Genomic DNA, 24,624 nt, shown 5'->3' with positions numbered 1-24,624 from the left:
TTGGGGTCGGCGCTGTCCCGGCTTTACCTGCAGGTCCGGAGCGGGTAACCGAACCGCCACATCAGCGCGTTCCCGGTCCTATTAACCAATGAACCAAGATTCGCAATTTGGTCGAGATGCAGATCGGAGCGACACACGCCCGATCCTGATCATCCCCTATATGTGGATCGGCGATTTCGTCCGGAATCACACCGTTGTCCGGGTCCTGAACGAGCGCTGGCCCAACCGGCCGGTCGATCTCCTCACCACCTCTCTCTGCGCCCCCCTGATCGATTACATGCCCGGCGTGCGCGATGGCATCGTGTGGGACCTGCCGCGCAGCCGGCTCGCCGTAGGCCGCCAGCTCGGCCTGGCGAAGCTCCTGCGCGAGCGGAATTACGGGACAGCTCTGGTGCTGCCCCGGACCTGGAAGGCGGCCATCGCGCCCGCGCTGGCCGGGATTCCGGAAAGGGTCGGCTTCGTCGGCGAGTTCCGGTTCGGCCTGCTCAACCGCTGGCGCTGGGGCGAGAAGAAGCTGCCCCGCTTCATCGACAAGAACGCCGCCTTGGCCCGGCCCGATGGCGCCCCCCTGCCCCCGGAATGGCCGGTGCCGCAATTGCGGGTCCCGGCCGAGGACATCGTCCGCTGGCGGCAGGCCAATGGCCTCAGCGCCGGGGCGGCGGTCGCGCTGGCTCCCGGCTCAGTCGGCGTCTCAAAGCGCTGGACCTACTATCCGGAGGCTGCCCGCCTGCTGGCCGAGCGCGGCCTGGAGGTCTGGGTGGTCGGCGGCCCCGCCGAAAAGGGCCTCGCCCAGGAGATCGTCGCCGCCGGCGGTCCGGGCGTGCGGGACCTCACCGGCACCGATCTGCGCAACGGCGTCCTTGCCATGGCCGCGGCCGGCGTCGCCATCTCCAACGATTCCGGCCTGATGCACATCGCAGCCGCGCTCGGCACGCCCACCATGGGCATTTTCGGCCCGACCAGCCCCTATCTCTGGGCTCCCCTCAACGGCCTCGCCGCGACCGTGGTCCAGGACAAGAGCGTGCTCTCATGCCAGCCCTGCCAGAGCACGATCTGCAAGATGAACGACCACCGCTGCATGCGGGATATCGCGGCTTCCGAGGTCCTGGCGATCGCGCTGCGGGTGCTCGGAGTGTGAACTCATTGACGCCATGCGTTGGTCGGGCAACTGGCAGCGAATCCAACAGCAGGTCATTCCGTCCGCCAGCTTTAGTCAGTGACGTTGTCAGTTCATTCGCGGGATAAGGCTGCGTCGCTGCCGCTTGTGAAGGCTGAACCAAGATCACGTCGACAAAGACGAATCTTCATCGAGATTCGAACAAGAGGTTCGCTCCTCAAACGTCGCTCGATACATGCCTCTTGGACATTTTACACAGTTATGGAGGTAGCCCCATGCCGATCGTTCAATTCACTCGCTTCAAGACCGACAAGCCCGAGGAAATGATCAAGATCGTCAGGCAGGCGAAGAAAATCTTTGAGAAACACGGCGCCGAATTTCTTCGGCTCTCCCGCTTCCACACTGGCCAGTGGGCAGGAGAGTTGCTGGTTGCGACGCGCTATGCCAATTGGGAAGTTTACGGCAAAGTGCAGGAAGCCGTGGCAAACGACCCGGAGTTCGCGCAAGTGCAGGCTGACGGAATGAAGATTTCCCAACTACAGGGCCGCAACATCGCCGTTAGCATCGATCTCTAGCTGGGGCGCCGCCCCGCAAGCCACTCAAGCGCGGAGGCCGCCGGACAAATGCGGCGGCCTTTCCAGCTTTGACAGATCGCACTCGTCGTCGCGCTACGCTGCGCTTTGCCTCAAGCAGACGAGCGCTCTGCAGAGCCTATTGACTTAGATCAACAACAGCTTCGCCAGTTCGCCGCACCCAAATACTGCTCAAGACCGATACGAAGGGCGCGTCTTGCTGCGCCCCCATCGGCGTCGAAGAGGCTGATCTGGCAGTATTGACCATTTAGTCGGAGAGTTTCATGAGGACCTTCAATCCTTTGGTGACGTTGGTACTTCTCGTGACGCAATCGGCCTCGATTCAGGCTGCCGATTTGAACGGAGCTTGGACAATCGACGCCTCGGCCTGTGGCCAAATATTCACCAAAGAGAACAACAGGCTTGCCTTCAAGAAAGATGCTGATCTCCACGCGGGCGGTTTAATCGTCCAGGGAAGGCAAGTAACCGGCACATTTGAAAAATGCACGGTCAAATCGTTGCGCGATGACGGGCCGAATATGCGAATAATCGCGTCGTGCTCGGACGGCGTCTCGATTTCAGACGTCGCATTCGACCTGACATTCTCCGGAGAGAATAATATCACACTCAGCTCCAAGGAGCCGGTGCCAGTGCAAATGCCGTATGTGCGCTGCCCAATGTGAAGTCGACCGCGACGGTTTGAAGGAACCTGGATGGATGATCCGGGTATCGCAACTGCGGCCGATGATGACATCGTGCCGCTGTTTTGCCCGACGTGTCAAACAGATTCGTAAAATCCGCAACGCATCGCACCGGCCGTCAACCCGTTGATTCCGCTGGCACCGGCTACTTTGCATGGGGTTGTTTTCGAGATTTTTGTTTGCGGTCGCGAAAGCGGCAACTCAGAGCAGCGGACGATAAACGTCGCCGATCCGCGCCGCTTCGGCATCGAGGCTGAACTTCGCCAGCACCCGTGCCCGCCCCCGCGCGCCCATGGCGAGCGCGGCGTCCGGGTCGCGCATCAGCGGTTCGAGCGCGGCGGCCAACGCGTCAGCGTCACCAGTCGGGATCAGCACACCTGTCGAGCCGTCCTCGACAACTAGCGCGGCCGCACCGGCGCGCGCGGCGACGAGCGCGCTGCCGGCCGCCATCGCCTCGATCAGCGTCAAACCAAAACCTTCGTTGCGCGAGGTGAAGGCGTAGATCGTCAGCCGCTGATACCAGCGCTGCACCGCTTCGATCGGCAGTTCACCGGTGATGACGATGCGCGACTGCAGGCCGGCGGCCTCGATCCGCTTCTTCAGATCGTTCGCAAAGGGAGTCTGCTCCGGCGTGACCTGTCCGACGATGATTGCAGTGAAGTCCGGATAGCGCGGCAGCAGCCGGCACATCGCGTCGACGAACACATCCGTGCCCTTCTGCGCGCGCACACGACCGAAGCAGCCGATCGCATAGCGGCCCGGCAGCGCGGCTTCCGCGAAGGCAGCGGCGCGATCTGGCGGCGGCGCATAGACATCCGTGTCGACGCCATGCGGGATCACCGTCGCCTTCACCTTCAGGAACGAGGCCGAGATGTCTGATGTCGCGATGATCGCGTCCATGCGCCGGATCAGCCAGCGCGTGATCCAGCTGTGATGGCGCTGCGCGGCCGACGTGAACACGAGTTTGAGCGGCCAGCCGAGCGCGCGCAGGAGCACGCCTGCGATCATCTCGTTGTTGCGCCGCGCATGCCAAATCAATGGCGTCTTGCGGCCCCATAGCCTGAGGAAATCGGCAGCGCTCAGTAGCGAAATCCCCTCCGGCGCATCCGAGCCGAACCATGCGGCGCGATAGAGCTTTGCCAGCCGCGGCGCCACCATCCGGTTGGTCGCGGTGACCCCGGAATAACGCCTGTGCAGATTTGGCACGATCACTTCGAGATCGCCGGGGGAATTCGCCACGTCATGCTCCGTTACGGAAGCCCCCTATACGCAACATTAAGCATAGTGACCAGTTCAGGGCTGCCGAAACCCCCTCTTCACCGCGCAAACGTTAACGTGGCGCGTTGATCGAAGACGGGTGAGATCATGACTGTGCTAGTCACCGGCGGCGCCGGCTATATCGGAAGCCACACGGTCCTGGCGCTGGCGGAAGCCGGCGAGGACGTCGTCGTGATCGACGATCTCTCCACCGGTTTCTCGGCCTATCTGCCCGAGGGCGTGCCGCTGTTCATTGGCGACGCCGGCGACGAGAACCTGGTTGAAGGCGTGATCGCCCAGCACAACATCGAGAGCATCATCCATTTCGCGGGCTCCGTCGTCGTGCCGGAGTCGATGCGCGATCCGCTCGGCTACTACCGCAACAATTTCATGACCGCGCGCAACCTGCTCAACGTCGCCGTCAAGCGCGGCATCAGCCGTTTCATCTTCTCCTCGACCGCCGCGGTCTACGGCAATCCGGACCTGGTACCGGTGCCCGAGCACGCGCCGACGCGGCCGCTGTCGCCCTACGGCTCGTCGAAGCTGATGACCGAGATCATGCTGCACGACGTCGCCGCCGCCTACGGCATGCAATACGTGACCTTGCGCTATTTCAACGTCGCCGGCGCCGATCCGCAGGCGCGCATCGGACTGGCCACCGTCGGCGCCACGCATCTGCTCAAGATCGCCGTCGAAGCCGCGACCGGCCAGCGCGCCAAGATCGACGTGTTCGGCACCGACTATCCGACCCAGGACGGCAGCTGCATCCGTGACTTCATCCACGTCTCGGACCTCTCGCAGGCGCATCGCTCGGCACTCGCTTACCTGCGCAATGGCGGCGCCTCGACGACCCTCAATTGCGGCTATGGCCGCGGCTATTCGGTGCTGGAGACCATCGACGCGGTGCGCCGGGTTTCGGGGCGCAGCTTCGCCGTGCAATACGCCCCGCGCAGGCCCGGCGACATCATGACCATGGTTGCCGACACCAGCCGCATCCGCGGCCTGCTCGACTGGAAGCCGCAATATGACGACCTCGAGACCATTGCGGCCCACGCGCTGGCCTGGGAGGACAAGTTGTTCCGCGAGCGCCATGGCGAGCTCCGCCACGCCGTCTCGGCCTAGATTCCATCCCAGCGCAAGCCCTTAATTGGGCTTGAAAAGCGCGGCTTTAGCGGGCACAGAGGCCCTTCGATCCCTGACGCGCGGGCAGGCTTTTCCTTGCCCCGTCAATGGACACCGGATGGCCCAGTTTCCAAAGAAAATCACCGACGATCCCTATACAGCGGCAGTCCTGATTCGCCGCCTGGTCACGGAACAGGGGATCATCTACTGGCGGCGTTACCTCGTCGCCTTCGCGCTGATGGCGCTTGCCGCCGGATCGACCGCGGGCGCGACCTACGTGCTCGGCCAGGTCATCAACCAGGCCTATATCGACAAGAACATCCCGGGCATCGCGATGTTCTCGGGCATCACGGTGATCCTGCTCTTCATCAAGGGCGTGGCGACCTACGGCCACATGGTGATCCTGACCAAGATCTCCAACGCGATCCTCGCCACCAACCAGCGCCAGCTATTCGCCAAGCTGATGCGTGAGAGCGTCGGTTTCTTCTCCGAACGGCATTCGTCTGAATTCCTGGCGCGGCTGACCGCCGGCGCCAAATCCATCACCGACGTGCTCAACATGCTGGTCAACGCCGTCGGGCGCGACCTCATGATGCTGCTCGCCATGATCGGCGTGATGGTGTGGCAAGACCCGGTGATGTCGTTCATCGGCCTCGTCGTGGTGCCGCCGGCAATGCTGGTGCTGCGCAAGCTGGTCAAGCGCATCAAGGGCCTCGCCTTCAACCAGTTCACCGGCACAGCCGACATTTTGGAGACGATGCAGGAATCGCTCCAGGGCATCCGCACGGTGAAGGCATTCACGCTCGAAGACACCATGCAGAAGCGCATCGACGAGAACATCGCGATCGTCGAGCGCAATGCCAACAAGATGGCCCGCGTCGCCAACCGTTCCAACCCGCTGATGGAGATGCTCGGGGGCTTCGCGGTCGCCGGCTGCCTGCTCTACGGCGGTTACAGCGTGGTCGCGCTCAACGCCACGCCCGGCGCGTTCTTCTCCTTCATGACCGCGTTCCTGATGGCGACCGAGCCGGCCAAGCGGCTGGCGCGGCTCAACATCGATCTGAACAGCCAGCTGGTCGGCGCCCGCATGCTGCTCGAGGTCGTCGACAGCCCGGCGAGCGAGCATTCCGACGACGACAAGCCGGCGCTGAAGCTGTCCGAAGCGAAGATCGAGCTGCGCGACGTCAGCTTCTCTTACCGGACCGGCGAGACCGTCCTCAACCGCATGTCCTTCGTTGCCGAGCCTGGAAAAGTCACCGCGCTGGTCGGCCCCTCCGGCGGCGGCAAATCGACCGTGCTGGGGCTACTGCTGCGCTTCTACGAGGTGACGCAAGGCGACATCGTGATCGACGGCCAGTCGATCGGCGCGGTCTCGCGCAAATCGCTGCGCGCGCAGACCGCCTATGTCGGCCAGGACGTCTATCTGTTCCGCGACACCATCCGCAGCAACATCGCCTTCGGCAAGCCCGGCGCGAGCGAAGAGCAAATCGTTGATGCTGCGAAAGCCGCCTGCGCGCATGATTTCATTATGAGCTTCCCGCTCGGCTACGACACGCCGGTCGGCGAGCACGGCACGCAGCTTTCGGGTGGCCAGCGCCAGCGCATCGCGGTGGCACGCGCGCTGATCAAGAACGCGCCGATCATCCTGCTGGACGAGGCCACCGCCGCGCTCGATTCCGAGTCCGAGCGGCAGGTGCAGGAGGCGATCGAGCATCTCTGCCAGAACCGCACCACCATCGTGATCGCGCATCGGCTCCACACCATCATGCACGCCGACGCGATCCTGGTGGTCGAGGGCGGCGAGATCGTCGAACAGGGCCGGCACGACGAGCTCTTGCGCCGCTCGGGCCGCTACGCCTCGTTCTTCCGCCTGCAGCACCACGACGCCGGCGCTCTGGCGCCGATCAGCGCAACCGCATAGAGTTTCCTTCACCCACCAAGAGCAGCGAGACCGCTCCATGAACGCCGCCTCCTACGTCATTCCGCTTCCGCCCCAGGCTTCGCTTCCCGTCGTCGGGGAGAGCGGCCGTTACCCGGTGCGCCGCATCTGGTGCGTTGGCCGCAACTACCTCGAGCACATCCGCGAGATGGGCAACGACGAGCGCGCCCCACCGTTCTTCTTCGCCAAGCACGCCGACATGCTGGTGCCCGACGGCGCCACCATTCCCTATCCGCCGCTGACCAAGGATCTGCATCACGAGGTCGAGCTGATCGTCGCGATGAAGAGCGGCGGCCTGAACATCCCCGCCGACAAGGCGCTCGACCATGTCTACGGCTATGCCGTCGGCATCGACCTCACCCGCCGCGACCTCCAGATCGCCTCGCGCAAGAAGGAGCGTCCGTGGGAGATCGGCAAGTCGTTCGACGGCTCGGCCCCCTGCTCCGCGGTGCAGCCGGCCTCGAAGATCGGCCATCCCGCCAAGGGCAAGATCTGGCTGACGGTCAACGGCAAGGAAGCCCAGAAGGGCGATCTCACCGAGCTGATCTGGAACGTGCCCGAGATCATCTGGCAGCTCTCCCAGCAGGTGAAGCTCGCCGCCGGCGACATCATCATGACGGGCACGCCGGCCGGCGTGTCGCAGCTCCAGCCCGGCGACAAGCTCGAATGCGGCGTCGACGGCGTCGGCACGCTGAAGGTCTCGATCGGCCAGCCGGAATAGGCTGAACGACATCTGGAAATCGAAAGGCCCCGGACATGTCCGGGGCCTTTTGCATTTCTACCAGGCCTTCACCGGCCGATTGGCGTGGCTCGCCTGCGGCACACCGCGATTGAGCGACATGTGCGAATGCACGCACAGCCAGCCATCGCCATCTTTTGAAAACACCATCGTCGCTCGGCCGGGGCGCGGAAACGCGCTGCCATCGGGATGGTAGCCCGTGCTCGTCCACGGCGCGACCACCGTCGCCATCGTGCCGTCGGGGGACGCCAGGATCGAGACCTGGTCGAGGACGAAGCGGAAGTCGGTCGTCTTCGGCCAGACGTTATTCCATTGCGTCGTAACCCACTGGACGAGCCCCGGGATGACGTCGTTATGCGTGCCGAAAGCGAGCACGTCCGGGTGAAACAGCGGCCGCGCCGAGGCGTAGTCGACCTCGCGGACATAGCCTGAGAAGGTATCCAACCACTCGCGGAAGAATTGCACGATCTCGGTGTTCGCAAGTGGCAACGGGGCCATTGCCTGCTCCATGTTTGGCCGCTAAATCGCGGCCACCTTGTTGCCATGGACTGAAGTGTGCGGCAAGATTCGCGGTCGAGGCTGAAGGGTCCGCCGCAGAGACTGCATCAGAAAACGAGAGGATGTCTCGGATGTCGAACACGATCACGGAGCTCGAGGGGCTGCTGATGCAGCGCTCGCTCACCGACCCACAGCTTGTGGCCGCAGCGGAGAAGGCAGCGGACTTCCGCATCCTCCCCGATGCAACTGTCATCAAGATCGGCGGCCAGAGCATGATCGATCGCGGCCGTGCCGCGGTCTATCCAATCGTCGAGGAGATCGTCGCCGCCCGCAAGGCGCACAAGCTCCTGATCGGAACCGGCGCCGGCACCCGTGCGCGGCATCTGTATTCGATCGCCGCCGGGCTCCGGCTGCCGGCCGGCGTGCTGTCGCAGCTCGGGGCTTCCGTCGCCGATCAGAACGCCGCGATGCTCGGGCAGCTGCTGGCCAAGCACGGTATCTCCGCCGTCTCCAGCGCGGGCCTGTCGTCCGTGCCGCTGTTCCTCGCCGAGGTGAGTGCGGTGATCTTCAGCGGCATGCCGCCCTATAGCCTGTGGATGCGGCCCGCGGCCGAGGGCGTGATCCCGCCCTATCGCACCGACGCCGGATGCTTCCTTGTCGCCGAGCAGTTCGGCTGCAAGGCGATGATCTATGTGAAGGACGAGAACGGCCTCTACACCGCGAACCCCAAGACGTCGAAGAACGCCACCTTCATCCCGAAGATCTCGGTGGCGGAGATGAAGGCCAAAGGCCTGCAGGATTCGATCCTCGAATTCCCGGTGCTCGATCTCCTCACGGCGGCGCGCCATGTCCGGCAGGTGCAGATCATCAACGGCCTCGTCCCCGGCAATCTCACCCGCGCGCTCGCGGGCGAGCACGTCGGCACCATCATCACCGCGAGCTGAAGAGAGCACCGTCATGGCTGACACCAACCAGATCAAGCACGTCGCCTCGCCGCTCGCGCGCCAGACTCTGCTCGACAGCGATCTCACCCGTCCCGTTGCCGGCAATCGTCCGATCAAGCTGCTGCCCTGGCTGCAGGTCATCAAGATCGGCGGCCGCATCATGGACCGCGGTCACGAAGCGATCCTGCCGCTCGTCGACGAGCTGTGCTCGCTGCTGCCGGAGCATCGGCTGCTCATCCTGACCGGCGCTGGCATTCGCGCACGCCATCTTTACAGCGTCGGCCTCGATCTCGGCCTTCCCGTGGGTTCGCTCGCACCGCTCGCCGCCAGCGAGGCCGGCCAGAACGGCCACATCCTGGCAAGCCTGCTCGCACCGGAGGGCGTCTCCTACATCGAGCATCCCACCATCGCGAGCCAGCTCGCCATACACCTCACGGCCGCGCGCGCGGTCGTCGGCAGCGCCTTCCCGCCCTACCACCATCATGAATTCCCGACCGCACGCATCCCGTTGCATCGGGCCGATACCGGCGCCTTCCTGCTCGCCGACGCGCTCGGCGCCGCCGGCCTCACGATCGTGGAGGACGTTGACGGCGTCTACACGACCGATCCCAATGGCGCGGATGGCAAGAAGGCGGAGCTGCTGAAAGAGACGAGCTTTGCCGATCTTGCGAAGCTGAAGGGCACACTGCCGTTCGATCCCGCGCTGCTCGAGGTGATGGCCAACGCGCGGCACATCACGCGCGTGCAGGTCGTCAACGGCCTCGTTCCCGGCCGGATCGCGGCGGCGCTGCGCGGGCAGCATGTGGGGTCGATCATCAACACCGGCGCCAAGCCGGTGTGAGGCAAAAACAAAGCCCCGGAATACGCTCCGGGGTTTTTCGTAGGGCGGATTAGCGAAGCGTAATCCGCCAACGCATCGCGCAACGCAGGAAGCGTCAATTGTAGATGAACCGAATGGCGGATTACGCTTCGCTAATCCGCCCTACAGGCCTGCGCACCTAGCGCAGCGCCGACATTACGATGAGACCGAGGATCAGCGCCGTCAGCGAATATTTCAGCGTGTAGTAGACGTTGCGGTTCCACTCCTTGACCTTGCGGCTGCCGAGATGGATCTCGTAGAGCTTGCCGAACACCTTGTTGAGCACGCCAACGCTCTCGCCGTCCACGTTCTGGGTCGCCGAGGCCTTGACGATGTGATGGCTGACCCAGCGGTTGATCGCGGTCATGAAACCGTACTTCATCGGCCGCTCGACGTCGCAGAACAGGATGATGCGGTTGACGTCAGTCGCATTCTCCGCGCTGTGGATGAAGGTCTCGTCGAACATGAAGGCCTCGCCATCGCGCCAGACGCATTCGACGCCATCGACGAGGATGCGGCACTTGTTCGAGTTCGGCGTGACGAGGCCGAGGTGATAACGCAGCGAGCCGGCGAACGGATCGCGGTGCGCGCCAAGCTTGCCGCCCGGCGGCAGCATCGCGAACATCGCGCCGTGCACGCTCGGGATCGACTTGAGTAGCTCCACCGTCTTCGGGCACAGCGTGTTCGCCGACGGCAGGAAGTCGTCATACCATTTCAGGTAAAACCGCTTCCAGCCGCTCTTGAAGAAGGAGTAGAAGCCCCAATCATTGTTCTTCGCGGCCGCGCGAATAAAACCTTCGTCGAACAGGCGCACCGCCTCGTCGCGAATGGTCTCCCAATTCTCGCTGAGCGGCTTTAACTCCGGAAACTGATCGACCGGGATCACCGGCTTGTTCGGCACGGCCGAGCCCGCATACATCAGCACGTTGTAGGGCGCGAGATAGGTCGAGTGATCGCCGAGCTGGCGCGCGAAGCGCAGTCGCTGCTTGCCGCGGAAGTGAACGTAAATGGTCGAAGCCGCGAGCACATAGAGAATGACAAGTTGCGGCGCAAAAAGCTGTTTCAGCATTTCCCCAAGTCCCGAGTGACCCAGCCGGGGACGTCATCTACTCCGACCCGGCCCGAGCTGCAAGATATTGGCGTGCATCCTGAGGCTGTTCCGCAGGTTGTGATTGGGACGTCCCGAGCCGTGCCGCGCACAATTTGAAATCGTAGCTGACCCGCCGCCAATCCCCGCGTTGCGGTCGGTTTGCGGCGTGCTATCCTGGTTCCAGGGTTGGAAAATCGGGGTGCGTCTGGGGGATGTGGCGGTCGTTGGCGGGCTCCGCGCTCGCGCTGGTTCTGCTTGGAATATTCGCACCCGTGAGCGGCCAAGGCACTTCGCCGTCACCCCAAGGCGGCAAGCCTCCGGATCCGGAGCTGCGCGGCCAGTGGCTACGCGTCGGGCAGACATTCGCCTGCAAGGTCGAAGCCGGTAAGCGCATCACCCCGCCCGATCCCGACGTGCTCAGCTTTGCTTGCCAGCGGATGGGCGCGCTTGGGGTCGGCATCTCCGAGGCCGCACTCAAGGCCGTGCTCGGCGAGCCGCACCGCAAGCTGCCGCCAGCGGACAACGCCACGAGCTATGTGTACTTCCTCGGCAAGGCCGACCAGCTTCCCTATCTTGCCGCGGTCGTGAAGGCGAACCGTGTCGTCGCGCTTCAGATCAGCGGGCCGGCGCCGGTCGCCACCTACAGCTTCAACCAGGTCAATCTCGGCGACAGCACCGAGAAACTGATGGCGCGCTTCGGCGGCCCCTTCCATGTCGGGCCAAGCGGGCTGGAGAAGACCGAGCTCTGGACTTATGAGCCATGGCCGTTCTCATTCGAGGTGCGGCAGGACCGCGTCACCTCGATCCGGATCGCCGATCCGACCGTCGGGGCCAAGTAGGTTCGATTGCGCGCGCGCCGGTCACACCCGCGACAGCGCCTGCAGGCCCTTGAAGGTGAGGCGCTTGGGGTCGGTGACGCCGGCGAGATAGAGCCGGCGGATGAAGGCGATGACGGCGTCGCGGTCGCAATCGGTCAGCGCGACGACGGCGTCGACCGCAATCTTCTGGGCTTCCATTGGGCTCACCTCGGCCTTGCGAATAACCCCGGCCGAGACAGGCTAGGACTCATCCGTTAAATCGGCGTTAACCGTTCTGGAACCATCGCCGATTCAGCCCGGCGGCCGTATACGCAAAACAACGCATTGGCCGTCGCCGCGCGGCCGCAATGCCCTAGCGTGCACCGAGGCTCTTCTTGAGCTGCGCAAAGTGCTTCTTCAGCCGGGGCACGGCGAAGTCGGTGAAGGCCCGTACCTTGGGCACCGCGAGCCGGCCCTGCGGGCAGATCAAATGCGCGGGCATCTCCGGATCCTCATCGCCGGCCAGCACGATCTCGAGCTCGCCGCGCCCGACCTGCTCGGCCACCTGGTACGAATACATCCGCGCCACGCCGCGCCCGGCAACCGTGGATGCCACCGCCGCATAGGTGCTGTTGACGACGAGGCGCGGCGTGAACTGGACTGTCCTGGCTGCCGATGAGCCAGCCGGTGGCGCAAAGGTCCAGGAATTGGGCAGGTGCGCCATCGCCACGATCTGGTGCTTGGCGAGATCGCCGGGTTCAGCGATGCGCGGGTGCTGCTTCAAATAGCGCGGCGCTGCGACGACGACGCGGCTGATCTCGCCGACCCGCATCGCCACCATCGCCGAATCCGCGAGAGGCCCGATGCGAAGCGCGATGTCGACGCCCTCCTCGATCAGATTGACCGAACGGTCGAACAGCAGGAGCTTTGCCGACACCGTCGGATAGGCATCGAGAAATGCATCGAGGATCGGCCGCAGGACCATCTCGCCCGAGACCACCGGTGCCGTGATCGTGAGCAGGCCTCGGGGTGCCGTGCGCGGTCCGGCCGCGATGTCGTCGGCCTCCTCCAGCTCGGTAAGCACGCGACGGCAGATCGCAACATAGCGCTCGCCCTCCTCGCTCAGCTTGATCGATCGCGTCGTCCGGTGCAGCAGCTCGGCGCCGACCCGCTCCTCCAGGAAGGCGATGGCGCGGCTGACCGCCGCCGGCGAGCGGCCGAGCTTGCGCCCTGCGGCGGCCAAGCTGCCCTCGTCCACCGCAAGGACGAACACCTTCATCGCATCCAGACGATCCATGCCTACCCGTCGCCCCATCAAATTCCAGTGACAAGCTAGGCGTTCGCCCCCGCCGCGACAACCGCCGCCAAAGGCCGGTCCGGCATTCGTTCGCGCCACGTAACAGTGTCTGTCGGACAACGTGTATTCGCAGCCGGGCCGCCGCGGCGTACCTCAGCGCGCAAGCCAGCCGCTGCTGGCGCAGGTTCTGAAAGCCAACAACAGGAGTCCGTCATGGGTATCGAGCAGAAGGTCGCCATCATCACCGGTGCATCGCAGGGCATCGGCGCCGCCCTGGTCCAGGGTTTTCGCGATCGCAACTTTCGCGTCGTCGCAACGGCGCGTTCCATCAAGCCGTCGGGCGACGATGACATCCTCGCCGTTCCCGGCGACATCGCCGACCGGGCCACCGCGGAACGCGTGGTCTCGCAGGCCGTCGCGCGCTTCGGCCGCGTCGACACGCTGGTCAACAATGCCGGCATCTTCGTCGCAAAGCCGTTCACGCAGTACACGGCCGAGGACTATGCGGCGGTGATGGGCACCAACGTTGCGGGCTTTTTCCACATCACGCAGCTCGCCATTGCGGAGATGGAGAAGCAGGGTTCGGGTCACGTCGTCCAGATCACGACCACCCTGGCCGATCAGGCCAATTCGAACGTACCGTCGGTGCTGGCCTCGCTGAGCAAGGGCGGGCTGAACGCCGCGACCAAGTCGCTCGCGATCGAATACGCCAGGCGCGGCATCCGCGTGAACGCGGTGGCGCCCGGCATCATCAAGTCGCCGATGCATCCCGTTGCGACGCATGCCCAGCTCGGCGCGCTGCATCCGGTCGGCCACATGGGTGAGATGTCCGACATCGTTGGCGCCGTGCTCTATCTCGAGCAGGCAAGCTTCGTCACCGGCGAGATCCTGCACGTCGACGGCGGCCAGAGCGCCGGCCACTGAGCGCGGAGAAACACCATGCCGATCGTCACCATTCAAGTGACCCGCGAAGGAACGACGCCGGGAGCGGCGTCGCTCACGGCGGAGGAGAAGGCTGCGCTGATCAGGGGATCGAGCCAGTTGCTGCTCGATGTGCTCGGCAAGCCGCTCGATTCCACCTTCGTCGTGATCGAGGAAGTCGACACCGACAATTGGGGCTGGGGCGGCCTGCCCGTGCAGGACTTCCGGCGCCGCCGCGCCGCAAAGACAGGATGATCCGCGCGCCATTGTGTGCGCAGGAGGATGACATGACTGAACTCAATGCAAACACTGGGCACCACGCCCGGCCGCATCAGCGGCCGGGATCGGAATCGCAATCGACTTCGCGGCAGGCTTGGCGGTACGCCGTGGCGGGATTGTCCGCATCACTGGTCGGGCTTGGCCTCGCCCGCTTTTCCTACACGCCGCTGATCCCGGCGCTGATCGCCGCAAAGTGGTTCAGCGCATCCGACGTCGTTTATCTCGGCGCTGCCAATCTTGCCGGTTACCTCGCCGGCGCGCTCGCGGCACGCGCCTTGGCCACTCGCATCGGCGCAGTCCGCGCGCTGCGGGCGATGATGCTGCTTGCCACCCTCTCCTTCTTCGCGAGCTCTAGCCCGGTGTCGTTCACCTGGTTCTTCGCCTGGCGCTTTCTGTCGGGCCTGACCGGCGGAATCATCATGGTGCTGGCGGCCTCCGTCATTCTGCCGCACGTATCGGCCACGAGGCGCGGCATCGGCGGCGGCGTGATCTTTGCCGGCGTCGGCCTTGGCGTCGCTGCATCGGGCACGCTGGTGCCGCTGCTCTTGCAACAGGGCTTGCAGCAGAGCTGGTATGGCCTCGGCGTGCTCTCCGCCGTGCTCACGCTCGCGAGCTGGTGGAACTGGCCCGCGGAGGCCAGGAGCGATGCCGCGCCTTCGCACCACGCGAAGTCCCATCAGGCCTCGCCGGCCGTCCGCGCGCTTCTGGTCCAGTATGGCCTCAACGCGGTGGCCCTGGTGCCGCACATGGTCTTCATCGTCGACTTCGTGGCGCGTGGCCTCGGCCAGGGCATTGCCGCGGGCTCGCGCTACTGGGTGCTGTACGGTCTCGGCGCCATCGTCGGCCCGCTCGTCACCGGCCATCTCGGTGACCGCTCGGGATTCGGACCGGCCTTGCGCGCGGCCTTCCTGATCGAGGCAGCCGCCGTGCTGCTGCCCACCGTCAGCACCGCGCCTCTCTCGCTGATCGTATCGAGCGTGGTGGTCGGCGGCTTCACGCCCGGCATCGTGCCGCTGGTGCTCGGGCGCATCCACGAGCTCGTGCCGCACTCGACCGAGCAGCAGCGCGCGACATGGAGCCACGCCACCACGAGCTTCGCACTGTTCCAGGCAGCGGCAGCCTACGGTTTCTCCTGGATCTACGCGCAGACCGGTGGCGACTATCTGGTCCTGTTCGCACTTGGCGGCGCCGCCGTGGTGCTCGCGCTTGCGATCGATCTTGGGCTCGCGCTCACCACGCGCAGGGCATAAAGCGGGCGGCTGCGTGATCAGGAATACTGCATCACGCCGTCGTCGATTTTGCCGAAGCGCAAGGAGACGATGTCGAGCGCGTAGTTCTGGTACAGCCGCCATGGCTGCTTCGAGCCCTGCTTCGGCATCTTCGCGACCGAGCGCTGCACATAGCCCGAAGTGAAATCGAGCGACGGCTGCGCGGTGATTTCAGGGTCGTCATTGTGCGGCATGCACTGACGGAAATTGTGCCGGTCCATGTAGTTGATGAGCCGACAGACATATTCGCAGGTGAGATCGCACTTCAGCGTCCAGGACGCGTTGGTATAGCCGAAGGCCGACGCCATGTTCGGCACGTCGGCGTACATCATGCCCTTGTAGGTCAGCGTGTTGGCGAAATCGATGGCGCGGCCGTCGACGCTGATTTCGAGACCGCCGACGACCTGGAGCACCAGCCCCGTCGCGGTGACGATGATGTCGGCCGCAAGCTCGCGGCCGTCCTTCAGGCGAATGCCGTCGCGCGTAAAGGTGTCGATCTCGTTGGTGACGACGGCGGCGCGCTGCTCGCGGATCGCCTTGAACAGGTCGCCGTCCGGCACGAGGCACAGCCGCTGGTCCCAGGGATTGTAGCGCGGCGTGAAATGGGTCGCGACGTCGTAGTCGGGGCCGAGCGCCATCTGCACCCCCTTGAGCACCAGCTCCTTCACCTTGGCAGGCCGGCGCCGGCTGAGCTGGAAGAAGAACATCCCCCACATCACGTTGCGCCAGCGGATGACATGATAGGCAAGCCGCGTCGGCAGATTGCGGCGCAATTTGTTGGCCACGGGGTCCTGCGCAGGACGCGACACCACATAGGTCGGCGAGCGCTGCAGCATGGTGACCTGCGCCGCCTTCTTGGCGAGCTCAGGCACCAGCGTCACCGCGGTTGCGCCCGAGCCGATCACGACGACGCGTTTTCCTGCGTAGTCGATGTCCTCGGTCCATTTCTGCGGATGCACGATGCGGCCGGCGAAATCCGCCACGCCCGCGAACTCCGGCGTGTAGCCCGCTTCGTATTTGTAGTAGCCCGAGCACATGAACAGGAAATTGCAGGTGAAGCGCACGAGCTCTGTTGCGCCCTCGCCCGTGATGCGCTCGGCCTCGACGGTCCAGCGCGCATCCGGCGTCGACCAGGACGCGCGCTTGACGCGATGATTGAAGCGGATGTGCTTCTCGATGCCGTTCTCGGCCGCAGTCTCGCGCACATAGTCGAGGATCTGCGGGCCATCGGCGATCGCCTTCGGATCGGTCCACGGCTTGAAGGAATAGCCGAGCGTGAACATGTCGCTGTCGGAGCGGACGCCGGGATAGCGGAACAAGTCCCAGGTCCCACCGATGCAGTCGCGGCCTTCGAGGATGACGTAGCTCTTGCCTGGGCACTTGCCCTGAAGATGGTAGCCCGCGCCGATGCCGGACAGGCCGGCACCGACGATCAGCACGTCGAAATGTTCTGCGGCTTTGGCCATGGCGTTCTCCCCGGCACAGGATGGGCGACACCGTGCCGAATTGCAACCGTCAGGCGGTGGCAGCGCCGTAGACAAGGGCTGTGTCGAAATACTCGTAGAATTCCACTGCCTTCCCATCCTTGAAACGCCAGAAATCGACCTTCGGGGTCTCAGCGATCTTCCCGGTCCTTTTGTTGGTCCAGGCACATGAGCCGCGCGCGAAAACAGCGTCGCCCTGCGCGACGTATTCATTCATGGTGTAGTGCTGCATGCTCCAGTCAGCCAGCAGACCGTCGAAATAGCCACGCAGCTGCGCGCGGTCGTCATAACACTTGGCAAAGGGCACCGCCGGAGCCCCCTGCGGAAGCGAGTCGAATTTGATCTGCGGGCCGATGACGCTGTCGAACCAATAGTCGACGCTCCCGCCTTTGCTGTCGTTCCACCGACGATAGGCTTCTTTGAGCAACTGAACGTTGGCTTCGCTGGACATCGCATTCCCTCCATATGCATTTGACAATGAACGTGGGAAACGCGGCCACCCGCTTCAGAAGTGGCGGGCTTGTTTTGGCTCTACCTCCGAGCGTAGCACAATGAGTCTACAAAAAAAGGCCCCGGATCGCTCCGGGGCCTTCGTGTCGCAGCTGGATGCGATCTCAGTAGCGGTAGTGGTCCGACTTGTACGGACCTTCTTGCTTCACGCCGATGTAGTCGGCCTGGTCCTTGCGCAGCTCGGTGAGCTTGACGCCGATCTTGGCGAGGTGCAGACGCGCGACCTTTTCGTCCAGCGACTTCGGCAGCACGTAGACTTCCTTCGTGTACTTGCCGTCCTTGTTGTTGGCGAACAGCTCGATCTGCGCCAGCGTCTGGTTGGTGAAGGAGGCCGACATCACGAAGGACGGATGGCCCATCGCGTTGCCGAGGTTCACGAGGCGGCCTTCCGACAGCATGATGATGCGGTGCTTGTCGGGGAATTCGATCTCGTCGACCTGCGGCTTGATGTTGGTCCACTTCAGGTTACGCAGACCCGCGATCTGGATCTCGTTGTCGAAGTGGCCGATGTTGCAGACGATGGCGCGATCCTTCATCGCGCGCATGTGCTCGATCGTGATGATGTCCTTGTTGCCGGTCGCGGTGACGAAGATGTCGGCGCGCGGAGCGGCGTCTTCCATGGTCACGACCTCGTAGCCTTCCATCGCGGCCTGGAGCGCGCAGATCGGATCGACTTCCGACACCATCACGCGGCAGCCGGCCTGGCGCAGCGACGCGGCCGAGCCCTTGCCGACGTCGCCGAAGCCCGCGACCATCGCGACCTTGCCCGACATCATCACGTCGGTGCCGCGACGGATGCCGTCGACCAGCGATTCACGGCAGCCATAGAGGTTGTCGAACTTCGACTTGGTGACGCTGTCGTTGACGTTGATCGCCGGCCACAGCAGCGTGCCGGCCTTCTGCATGTCATAGAGACGATGCACGCCCGTGGTGGTCTCTTCGGAAACGCCTTTGATGCTCTTGGCGATCTCGGCGAAGTAGCCCTTCGGCTTTTCCTTGAGCTGCTTCTTGAGCAGCGCGAAGAAGACTTCTTCTTCCTCGGAGCCGGGCTTGTCGAGGAACGCGGTATCGCCGTTCTCGGCGCGCAGGCCGAGATGGACGTACATGGTGGCGTCGCCGCCGTCATCGAGGATCATGTTCGGGTGACCGCCGCCGTGCCAGTCGAACAGTTTTGCGGTGTAATCCCAGTATTCGGCCAGCGTCTCGCCCTTGACGGCGAAGACGGGAATGCCGGCGGCGGCGATCGCGGCGGCAGCGTGGTCCTGCGTCGAATAGATGTTGCAGGAGACCCAGCGAATGTCGGCGCCGAGGGCTGCCAGCGTCTCGATCAGCACGCCGGTCTGGATCGTCATGTGCAGCGAGCCGGCGATGCGCGCGCCCTTCAGCGGCTGCTTCGGGCCGAACTCCTCGCGGGTGGCCATCAGGCCGGGCATCTCGGTCTCGGCCAGCGAGAGTTCCTTGCGGCCGAAGTCGGCCAGCGAAATGTCCTTGACGATATAGTCGGTGAAGCCGGGCTTCGCATTCATAGCGGAGGTCCTGTTGTTGAATTGGTCGTCCCGGGTCGCCCTGGAGGGGCGACCCGAAATCTCGACATGATGGATAAGGATCCCGGGTTCGCCGCTGTCGCGGCGCCCCGGAATGACGTTGGTACTTAGACTGCGCGCTTGAGCGCTTCGACGAGATCGGTCTTCTCCCAGGAGAAGCCGCCCTCGTTGTCGGGCGTGCGGCCGAAATGACCGTAGGCCGAGGTGCGCGCGTAGATCGGGCGGTTGAGGTCGAGATGGCTGCGGATGCCGCGCGGGGTGAGATCCATCGCCTTGGCGGTGGCCTTCTCGAGCTGGTCCTCCGACACCTTACCGGTGCCGTGGGTGTCGATGTAGATCGACAGCGGACGCGCGACGCCGATGGCGTAGGCGAGCTGGAGGGTGCAGCGATCGGCGAGACCAGCGGCAACGATGTTCTTGGCGACATAGCGCGCTGCGTAAGCCGCCGAACGGTCGACCTTGGTCGGATCCTTGCCGGAGAACGCACCGCCGCCATGCGGGGCCGCGCCACCATAGGTGTCGACGATGATCTTGCGGCCGGTCAGGCCGGAATCGCCGTCCGGACCGCCGATGTAGAACTTGCCGGTCGGATTGATGTGCCAGATGGTCTTCGGCGTGATCCAGTCCTTCGGCAGCGCCTCGCGGACATAGGGCTCGACGATGTCGCGGATCTGCTTCGACGAGATATCCTCGACCAGATGCTGGTGCGACACGACGATCTCGCGCACGCCGACCGGCTTGCCGTTCTCGTACTGCACGGTGACCTGGCTCTTGGAGTCCGGACCCAGCACCTTCTCGCGGCCGGAGTGACGCGCTTCCGAGATGAGGCGCAGGATCTTGTGGGCGTAGAAGATCGGTGCCGGCATCAGATCAGGCGTCTCGTTGGTGGCGTAACCGAACATGATGCCCTGGTCGCCTGCGCCCTCTTCCTTGACCTCGCCCGGCTGCAGCGCATCGACGCCCTGCGCGATGTCGGCCGACTGCGGATGCAGCAGGATCTCGATGTCGGCCTTCTCCCAGTGGAAGCCGTCCTGCTCGTAGCCGATGTCCTTGATCGCGGCGCGCACGACGCCTTCGATCTGCTCGTTGGTGACGGATGCGGGACCTCGGGTCTCGCCGGCGATCACCACCTTGTTGGTGGTCGCGAGCGTCTCGCAGGCCGCACGGATCTGCCACGGATCGATGCCGGCTTTCGGCCCTTCGCGATAGAACAGATCGACGATTTCATCGGAGATCCGGTCACAGACCTTGTCGGGATGACCCTCGGACACGGATTCGCTGGTGAAGAGATAGGACGCGCGCATCAGTAACCCCTTGTTCCGCCGTTAACCTGGCGGGCGTTTGCGATGTTTAACCTTGGATTATGTCAATCACGCCGTCGCGAGATGACGTAGGACTCGTCGAGAAACCAGAGCCCGTTGTACTTCCGCAGCACGTCCCGGGCGGCATCCAGAGTGCGGCCGTTTTGAGTCATTTCTGTCAATCGGTCGTCCTCGATCTGCGCCACATACACCGCCGCATTCCACGCTGCAAAGGCCGTCGAGGTTCCGATGGTACCCGTCACCTCGTTGGGCAGCGCTTCCATATCATACCTGAAGATCGAACGGTTGTCCGCATAAGCATTAAAATTTAGGTCCCGGCCCAACGACCCAAGCTCGTACTTCACGGCGCGCAATAGCTCATGACGGCTGACCGCGAAAGGATTTTCTCCAGGCCAGATCGCCTGGATCATTTCCATGCCGGGATCGTGACCGTGGGAGTGGATTCCGATCAGCCGCCCGCCCGGCCGAAGCGCCCGCGCCAGCGGTGCAATGATCCGCTTTGCCCGGAAATTGACCGAGGACAGGGCGCGGTAGGGCTGGGATGCAATGACCAGGTCGAAATTGGCCTCGGTCTGGCCCGGCCGCGGAATGGTCGAATCCAGCAGGAACCTTTGGTCCTCGCGGTACAGCACCAGGACGACGGGCCGCTCGTAGAGCGGCATGGCCGTGCGCGGGCTGATCGCGGCGCGCCAGTTCTGTTCCAGGAACGGCCTCAACTCGGCGATCTGCTGCTCGAATTCGCCCGACGAGGCGCCCCGTAGCGGAACCTCGTGCCAGACGGTGGCCGCCGCCGCCGCAGGCGATGCCGGCGTGAGCCAGGGCGCCTCGGAGTAGAACATGTTGGTGAAGACGAACACCGACGCCGGATGCTCGAAAATGCGGTCCGGGACCCTCTCCAGCGTCAGCCGCAGGTCCTCGAGGCTGAGCTCCTTGCCGGCGACGTAGAACGGCATGTGCGGGTAGCGCTGGTGCGTTGCGCGCAGCACCCGGGCCAGCACCGTGCCGTCGCCGACGCCTGCGTCGAAGATGCGCAGCGCCGGCGGGCGCGGATGGATGCTGGCGAGCTCCAGCGCGACGCGCTCGGCGACCACCCGCTTCTCGCTGCAGGTATGGACGAACAGCAGGTATTTTTGCCGGTTCTCGAAGAAGCGGAAATTACCGCGCGGATCGCGTTTTTCCGGCGGCACCTGGAGTCCCCGCGGCGGCGGCAGGCCGCCCGTCGTCGATGCGGCGATATAGGCCTGGATCCGCTCCAGCGTGTCGATCGTGATGCGCTTTCCCTCGCGCAGGCGATGGACCAGCTTCCCATCGTTCACCGCGCGCCGGCCAAACGTCGATTCCGCCATGTCCGCCTTGCGGCAGAACTCGGTGATTTGGCTAAGGATTTCGTCGTTCTTCATGAGTGGGAAAGCGGTGGGCAGAACTGTTGGGACCAGCGTCGTAGCAAAATCTGCCCACTGAGGGAATACCCTCTCTTGGCTTTACCCCACGTCCAATGACGAGCGCGTGAACCCCGGCGCACCGCCGGGCAACAAACAAGCGCTTCTCCTTCAAGGGACCATCGCCATGCGCCGCCTGCTCGTCGCGCTCTGCCTGCTCACAGCAACCCTGTGGGCCGCACCCGCCTTCGCGCAGGCGCGGAGCCAGCTCGGGCCGCTCTGCACCACCGACACCACGCCGCCAGACCAGATGATCGACGCCTGCAACAAGATCGTCGCGCTGAAGGTGTTCAAAGGCGAGCAGCTCGCGACGATCTATTTCTGGCGCGCGGTGGGCTGGAACAAGAAGGGCGACTATTCGAAGGTCATCGCCGACACCACCGAGGCGATCCGGCTCCAGCCGAGCCAGGCGGTCTACAATCTCAGGGGATCGGCCTATTACGACAAGGGCGACTACGACATCGCGATCGCCGATTTCGACGATGCGCTGAAGCTCGGCCCGCCTGATGGCACCATCTTCCACAATCGCGGCAACGCCTGGCGCAGCAAGGGCGACTACGCCAAGGCGATTGCCGACTACGACGCCACGATCAAACTGCAGCCCAAATCGACGTTCTCGTTCCAGAACCGCGGCATCGCGAAGGAGGCGCTCGGCGATCTCGACGGCGCGCTTGCCGACATCAACCAGGCGATCCGGCTCGACCCGACACTGCCGCAGCCGCTGATCAACCGCACCGCGATCTGGCGCATGCGGGGCGATCTCGATCGCGCCGTTGCCGATGGCAGCGAGGCGATCCGGCTTGCGAAGGAAAAACCGCCCGTCAATATCATGACGCCGCCGAACAGCGTGCTGATCTCCGGCTATATCCACCGCGCGCTGGCCTATGAGGCGATGGGCGACTACGCCCATGCGCGCGACGACTACAAGGCGACGCTGGCGATCGTGGCGTCCGATGCCGGCAGCAAGGCCAACCAGGCGACCGCCAAGGTGCGGCTGTCGCTGGTGACGGATGCGCTCACTCCCATCCCGCGCGATGCGCCGTCACCGGTGACGCAGCCGGCCCCGCAGCAAACGGGCGCGGCACCTGCGCCCTCGCCTACCCCGGCGACGCCTGGCAAGCGCCTCGCACTGGTGATCGGCAATGGCGCCTACGCGCATGTCAAGGCGCTGCCCAATCCGGCCAACGATGCGCGCGCCGTCGCCAGGAGCCTGCGCGACATCGGCTTCACGGTGTCCGAGGGCATCGATCTCGACCGCGCAGCGATGCAGAAAGTGACGCGCGACTTCCTGCGCGAGGCGGCGCGGGCACAGGTCGCGTTGGTGTACTATGCCGGCCACGGCGTGCAGGTCGACGGCCGCAACTATCTCATCCCCGTCGACGTCGAGCTCAAGCCCGGCGCGGGCATGACGGAGGCGATGATCGACATGGACACGATCATGGCCGGCCTCGACGACCAGGTCCGCACCAACATTTTGATCTTCGATGCCTGCCGCAACAATCCGATGGCGCAGCAGGTCGCAGCCGCCGGCACCAACCGAGGCATCGAGGGCGCTTCGTCGTTCGTGAAGAACTGGCGGCGGCGCCCGGCTCAAGCGGTGTTTCGAGCCGGGACGGTCTCGAAGAAGGCTCGGATGATGACACGCAAGAGCTCTGCGAGCCATCGCAGCAGCAGACCGAAGTTATAGCCGGCGGCGGCGAGAACAGTGTTGATGCGGTCGCCGAGGCGTCCCTTGAGATAATTTCTGTCCATGCGGTGCTCGGCCTTGACGTGGCCGATGACAGGCTCGACAGCCGCGCGACGCTTCATCTCGCGACGGATGGAAGCTGTGACGCGGCGGACCTGACCCGAGATCCAGACCCTGAACCGATGCGGGTGGTTGTGACCGCGATATCCTTTGTCGACGTGGATACGGCGAGTCTCCACCCCGGTGAGCTTCTCCATGTCGGCGATTACGGGACCGAGCGTGTGCCCATCGAAGGGATTGCCATGCAGGGCCTTGGCATGGAGCACGAACTGGCCGCCCTTCGGAGACGTCACAGGGGTGGCGATGCTGACCTTGCAGCCGAACTCGTAGGGCGCGCGGGCTTTACCTTTGCCGATGCACTCAACCTCCGGAGCATGTAACGCATAGACCTTCGGACCGCGCTGATGCTGATCCTGGCTGCGCACCTGCTGCGCTAAACCGAGCAACGGGCCGAAGCGAGCTTCCAGCACCGTATCGCCATCAATCTTGCGGCGGATGTCGCGGATGATCCGGCCAAGCCGTGTCCGCAGGAACTTGAGCTGCCGCCGGGCGCGTTTGAACTGGTGGGCGTGGGTATAGCGGCCGGTCATGATGGCGGCGCGCTTGGCCAGGCGCAGATAGCTCTGGCGTAGCGGCACACGGTTGCGCTTGGCGAGCCCGACCAGCTTGGTGATTGCTCGATGCAGCAGCCGCGCGTCGGTCGGATGTGCAACCGCCTTGGGCTGCACTGTGGTATCGACGACCACCCGTTCCAGGTCCTTGGGACCGATGGCGCCGGTCTTGTGCGCCACTGAAAGACTTTCCTGGATCAGGGCGACGAGCTGTTCCTCGCCGAGCCGCTGCCGCCAGCGTGTCATCGACGATCGATCGAACGGCAGACGGTGGCAGAAGCTCAATTCGCCGCAGAAGTATTGGTAATAGGGGTTCTCGATCCAGCGAGCGCACAGCACCTCATCTGACAGGTTGTGCATGTGCTTCAAAATGAACAGGCCGGCGACTAGCCGCGTCGGCAAGCCCGGCTGGCCCGACCCTGCTTGGCACACTGAACTGAAGCGCTCATTCAGGATGTTCCAGTCGATCAGCGCTGCCAACCGCACCAGCGGATGACCCATGTCGATGATCTGATCAAGCGCCGGAAGCAACAGGTCTTTCTGGCGATCATCCCTCGGCTTGCTCAT

General features: G+C 64.2%; 24 protein-coding genes. 13 read left to right on the top strand and 11 right to left on the bottom strand.

Going from position 1 to position 24,624, the window contains the following annotated elements; all coding sequences use genetic code 11:
- The first annotated feature begins 88 nt into the window (after positions 1–88).
- From waaF to ACVJ5M_RS16750, 3 genes are all read left to right on the top strand, one after another.
- Positions 89–1,138: a lipopolysaccharide heptosyltransferase II gene (gene waaF / locus ACVJ5M_RS16760; protein WP_354099812.1), complete on the top strand. Its 1,050-nt coding sequence runs from the start codon at positions 89–91 to the stop codon at positions 1,136–1,138.
- A 254-nt stretch (positions 1,139–1,392) separates the two neighbouring features.
- A complete protein-coding gene (locus ACVJ5M_RS16755; RefSeq protein WP_354099813.1) occupies positions 1,393–1,692 on the top strand; it encodes a hypothetical protein in 300 nt (99 codons plus the stop codon).
- A 281-nt stretch (positions 1,693–1,973) separates the two neighbouring features.
- Positions 1,974–2,372 carry a hypothetical protein gene (locus tag ACVJ5M_RS16750; RefSeq protein ID WP_283017097.1) on the top strand — a complete coding sequence of 133 codons (399 nt, stop codon included), beginning with the start codon at positions 1,974–1,976 and terminating at the stop codon, positions 2,370–2,372.
- Positions 2,373–2,591: 219 nt separating this feature from the next.
- Here ACVJ5M_RS16750 and ACVJ5M_RS16745 read toward each other — a convergent pair whose 3' ends face one another.
- Positions 2,592–3,629 (bottom strand): glycosyltransferase family 4 protein, encoded by a 1,038-nt coding sequence (locus ACVJ5M_RS16745; protein ID WP_354099814.1) that lies wholly within the window; start codon positions 3,627–3,629, stop codon positions 2,592–2,594.
- Positions 3,630–3,755: 126 nt separating this feature from the next.
- Here ACVJ5M_RS16745 and galE point away from each other — a divergent pair, with 126 nt between their 5' ends.
- The 3 genes from galE to ACVJ5M_RS16730 all read left to right on the top strand — a co-directional run bounded on the left by galE (position 3,756) and on the right by ACVJ5M_RS16730 (position 7,429).
- Positions 3,756–4,769, top strand: coding sequence for a UDP-glucose 4-epimerase GalE (gene galE / locus ACVJ5M_RS16740; RefSeq protein WP_028153516.1), 1,014 nt, complete (start codon positions 3,756–3,758; stop codon positions 4,767–4,769).
- 118 nt (positions 4,770–4,887) lie between these two features.
- Positions 4,888–6,690, top strand: a complete 1,803-nt coding sequence (locus ACVJ5M_RS16735) for an ABC transporter ATP-binding protein (protein WP_354099816.1) — start codon at positions 4,888–4,890, stop codon at positions 6,688–6,690.
- 37 nt (positions 6,691–6,727) lie between these two features.
- Positions 6,728–7,429 (top strand): fumarylacetoacetate hydrolase family protein, encoded by a 702-nt coding sequence (locus ACVJ5M_RS16730; RefSeq protein ID WP_071912070.1) that lies wholly within the window; start codon positions 6,728–6,730, stop codon positions 7,427–7,429.
- A gap of 57 nt (positions 7,430–7,486) precedes the next feature.
- Here the strand turns inward: ACVJ5M_RS16730 and ACVJ5M_RS16725 are convergent, their stop codons facing one another.
- Positions 7,487–7,945, bottom strand: a complete 459-nt coding sequence (locus tag ACVJ5M_RS16725; RefSeq protein WP_283017100.1) for a YybH family protein — start codon at positions 7,943–7,945, stop codon at positions 7,487–7,489.
- A gap of 131 nt (positions 7,946–8,076) precedes the next feature.
- On the opposite strand from ACVJ5M_RS16725, the gene ACVJ5M_RS16720 reads away from it, so the two are divergent.
- The gene (locus tag ACVJ5M_RS16720; RefSeq protein ID WP_354099818.1) at positions 8,077–8,889 is read left to right on the top strand and encodes an amino acid kinase family protein; all 813 of its coding nucleotides are present in this window, start codon (positions 8,077–8,079) and stop codon (positions 8,887–8,889) included.
- Between the two features lie 13 nt (positions 8,890–8,902).
- Positions 8,903–9,730: an amino acid kinase family protein gene (locus ACVJ5M_RS16715; protein WP_354099819.1), complete on the top strand. Its 828-nt coding sequence runs from the start codon at positions 8,903–8,905 to the stop codon at positions 9,728–9,730.
- A 157-nt stretch (positions 9,731–9,887) separates the two neighbouring features.
- Here the strand turns inward: ACVJ5M_RS16715 and ACVJ5M_RS16710 are convergent, their stop codons facing one another.
- A complete protein-coding gene (locus ACVJ5M_RS16710; protein ID WP_028153521.1) occupies positions 9,888–10,817 on the bottom strand; it encodes an aspartyl/asparaginyl beta-hydroxylase domain-containing protein in 930 nt (309 codons plus the stop codon).
- Positions 10,818–11,110: 293 nt separating this feature from the next.
- Between ACVJ5M_RS16710 and ACVJ5M_RS16705 the strand changes: the two genes are divergently transcribed.
- On the top strand, positions 11,111–11,677 hold the full coding sequence (locus ACVJ5M_RS16705) for a hypothetical protein (protein WP_354099820.1): 567 nt from the start codon (positions 11,111–11,113) through the stop codon (positions 11,675–11,677).
- 21 nt (positions 11,678–11,698) lie between these two features.
- Here ACVJ5M_RS16705 and ACVJ5M_RS16700 read toward each other — a convergent pair whose 3' ends face one another.
- A complete protein-coding gene (locus ACVJ5M_RS16700; RefSeq protein ID WP_167768006.1) occupies positions 11,699–11,854 on the bottom strand; it encodes a hypothetical protein in 156 nt (51 codons plus the stop codon).
- Positions 11,855–12,008: 154 nt separating this feature from the next.
- Positions 12,009–12,932, bottom strand: a complete 924-nt coding sequence (locus ACVJ5M_RS16695) for a LysR family transcriptional regulator (protein WP_354099821.1) — start codon at positions 12,930–12,932, stop codon at positions 12,009–12,011.
- A 213-nt stretch (positions 12,933–13,145) separates the two neighbouring features.
- Here ACVJ5M_RS16695 and ACVJ5M_RS16690 point away from each other — a divergent pair, with 213 nt between their 5' ends.
- Genes ACVJ5M_RS16690 through ACVJ5M_RS16680 form a run of 3 tightly spaced genes read left to right on the top strand, consistent with a single transcriptional unit; the run spans position 13,146 to position 15,382 of the window.
- A complete protein-coding gene (locus tag ACVJ5M_RS16690) occupies positions 13,146–13,856 on the top strand; it encodes an SDR family NAD(P)-dependent oxidoreductase (RefSeq protein WP_456679361.1) in 711 nt (236 codons plus the stop codon).
- A 15-nt stretch (positions 13,857–13,871) separates the two neighbouring features.
- Positions 13,872–14,108, top strand: coding sequence for a tautomerase family protein (locus ACVJ5M_RS16685; RefSeq protein ID WP_028154478.1), 237 nt, complete (start codon positions 13,872–13,874; stop codon positions 14,106–14,108).
- A 32-nt stretch (positions 14,109–14,140) separates the two neighbouring features.
- Positions 14,141–15,382, top strand: coding sequence for a YbfB/YjiJ family MFS transporter (locus ACVJ5M_RS16680; RefSeq protein ID WP_038943694.1), 1,242 nt, complete (start codon positions 14,141–14,143; stop codon positions 15,380–15,382).
- A gap of 17 nt (positions 15,383–15,399) precedes the next feature.
- On the opposite strand, the gene ACVJ5M_RS16675 is transcribed toward ACVJ5M_RS16680, so the two are convergent.
- The 5 genes from ACVJ5M_RS16675 to ACVJ5M_RS16655 all read right to left on the bottom strand — a co-directional run bounded on the left by ACVJ5M_RS16675 (position 15,400) and on the right by ACVJ5M_RS16655 (position 21,660).
- The gene (locus ACVJ5M_RS16675) at positions 15,400–16,866 is read right to left on the bottom strand and encodes a flavin-containing monooxygenase (protein WP_028151993.1); all 1,467 of its coding nucleotides are present in this window, start codon (positions 16,864–16,866) and stop codon (positions 15,400–15,402) included.
- A gap of 49 nt (positions 16,867–16,915) precedes the next feature.
- Complete coding sequence (locus ACVJ5M_RS16670; protein ID WP_028151994.1) at positions 16,916–17,335, bottom strand: nuclear transport factor 2 family protein; 420 nt, start codon at positions 17,333–17,335, stop codon at positions 16,916–16,918.
- A gap of 163 nt (positions 17,336–17,498) precedes the next feature.
- A complete protein-coding gene (ahcY, locus tag ACVJ5M_RS16665; protein WP_028151995.1) occupies positions 17,499–18,920 on the bottom strand; it encodes an adenosylhomocysteinase in 1,422 nt (473 codons plus the stop codon).
- A 125-nt stretch (positions 18,921–19,045) separates the two neighbouring features.
- Positions 19,046–20,242 carry a methionine adenosyltransferase gene (gene metK / locus ACVJ5M_RS16660; RefSeq protein ID WP_354099822.1) on the bottom strand — a complete coding sequence of 399 codons (1,197 nt, stop codon included), beginning with the start codon at positions 20,240–20,242 and terminating at the stop codon, positions 19,046–19,048.
- Between the two features lie 62 nt (positions 20,243–20,304).
- Positions 20,305–21,660 (bottom strand): hypothetical protein, encoded by a 1,356-nt coding sequence (locus tag ACVJ5M_RS16655; protein WP_028151997.1) that lies wholly within the window; start codon positions 21,658–21,660, stop codon positions 20,305–20,307.
- A 166-nt stretch (positions 21,661–21,826) separates the two neighbouring features.
- Here ACVJ5M_RS16655 and ACVJ5M_RS16650 point away from each other — a divergent pair, with 166 nt between their 5' ends.
- Entirely contained in the window at positions 21,827–23,386 is a 1,560-nt protein-coding gene (locus tag ACVJ5M_RS16650) for a tetratricopeptide repeat protein (RefSeq protein WP_354099823.1), read from the top strand.
- On the opposite strand, the gene ACVJ5M_RS16645 is transcribed toward ACVJ5M_RS16650, so the two are convergent.
- Positions 23,290–24,624: an IS5 family transposase gene (locus ACVJ5M_RS16645; RefSeq protein WP_085398139.1), complete on the bottom strand. Its 1,335-nt coding sequence runs from the start codon at positions 24,622–24,624 to the stop codon at positions 23,290–23,292. The two genes, ACVJ5M_RS16650 and ACVJ5M_RS16645, sit on opposite strands and share 97 nt — an antisense overlap.

Source organism: Bradyrhizobium sp. S3.7.6 (genome assembly GCF_054061875.1).
This window is presented reverse-complemented; position numbering and strand designations above follow the sequence as displayed.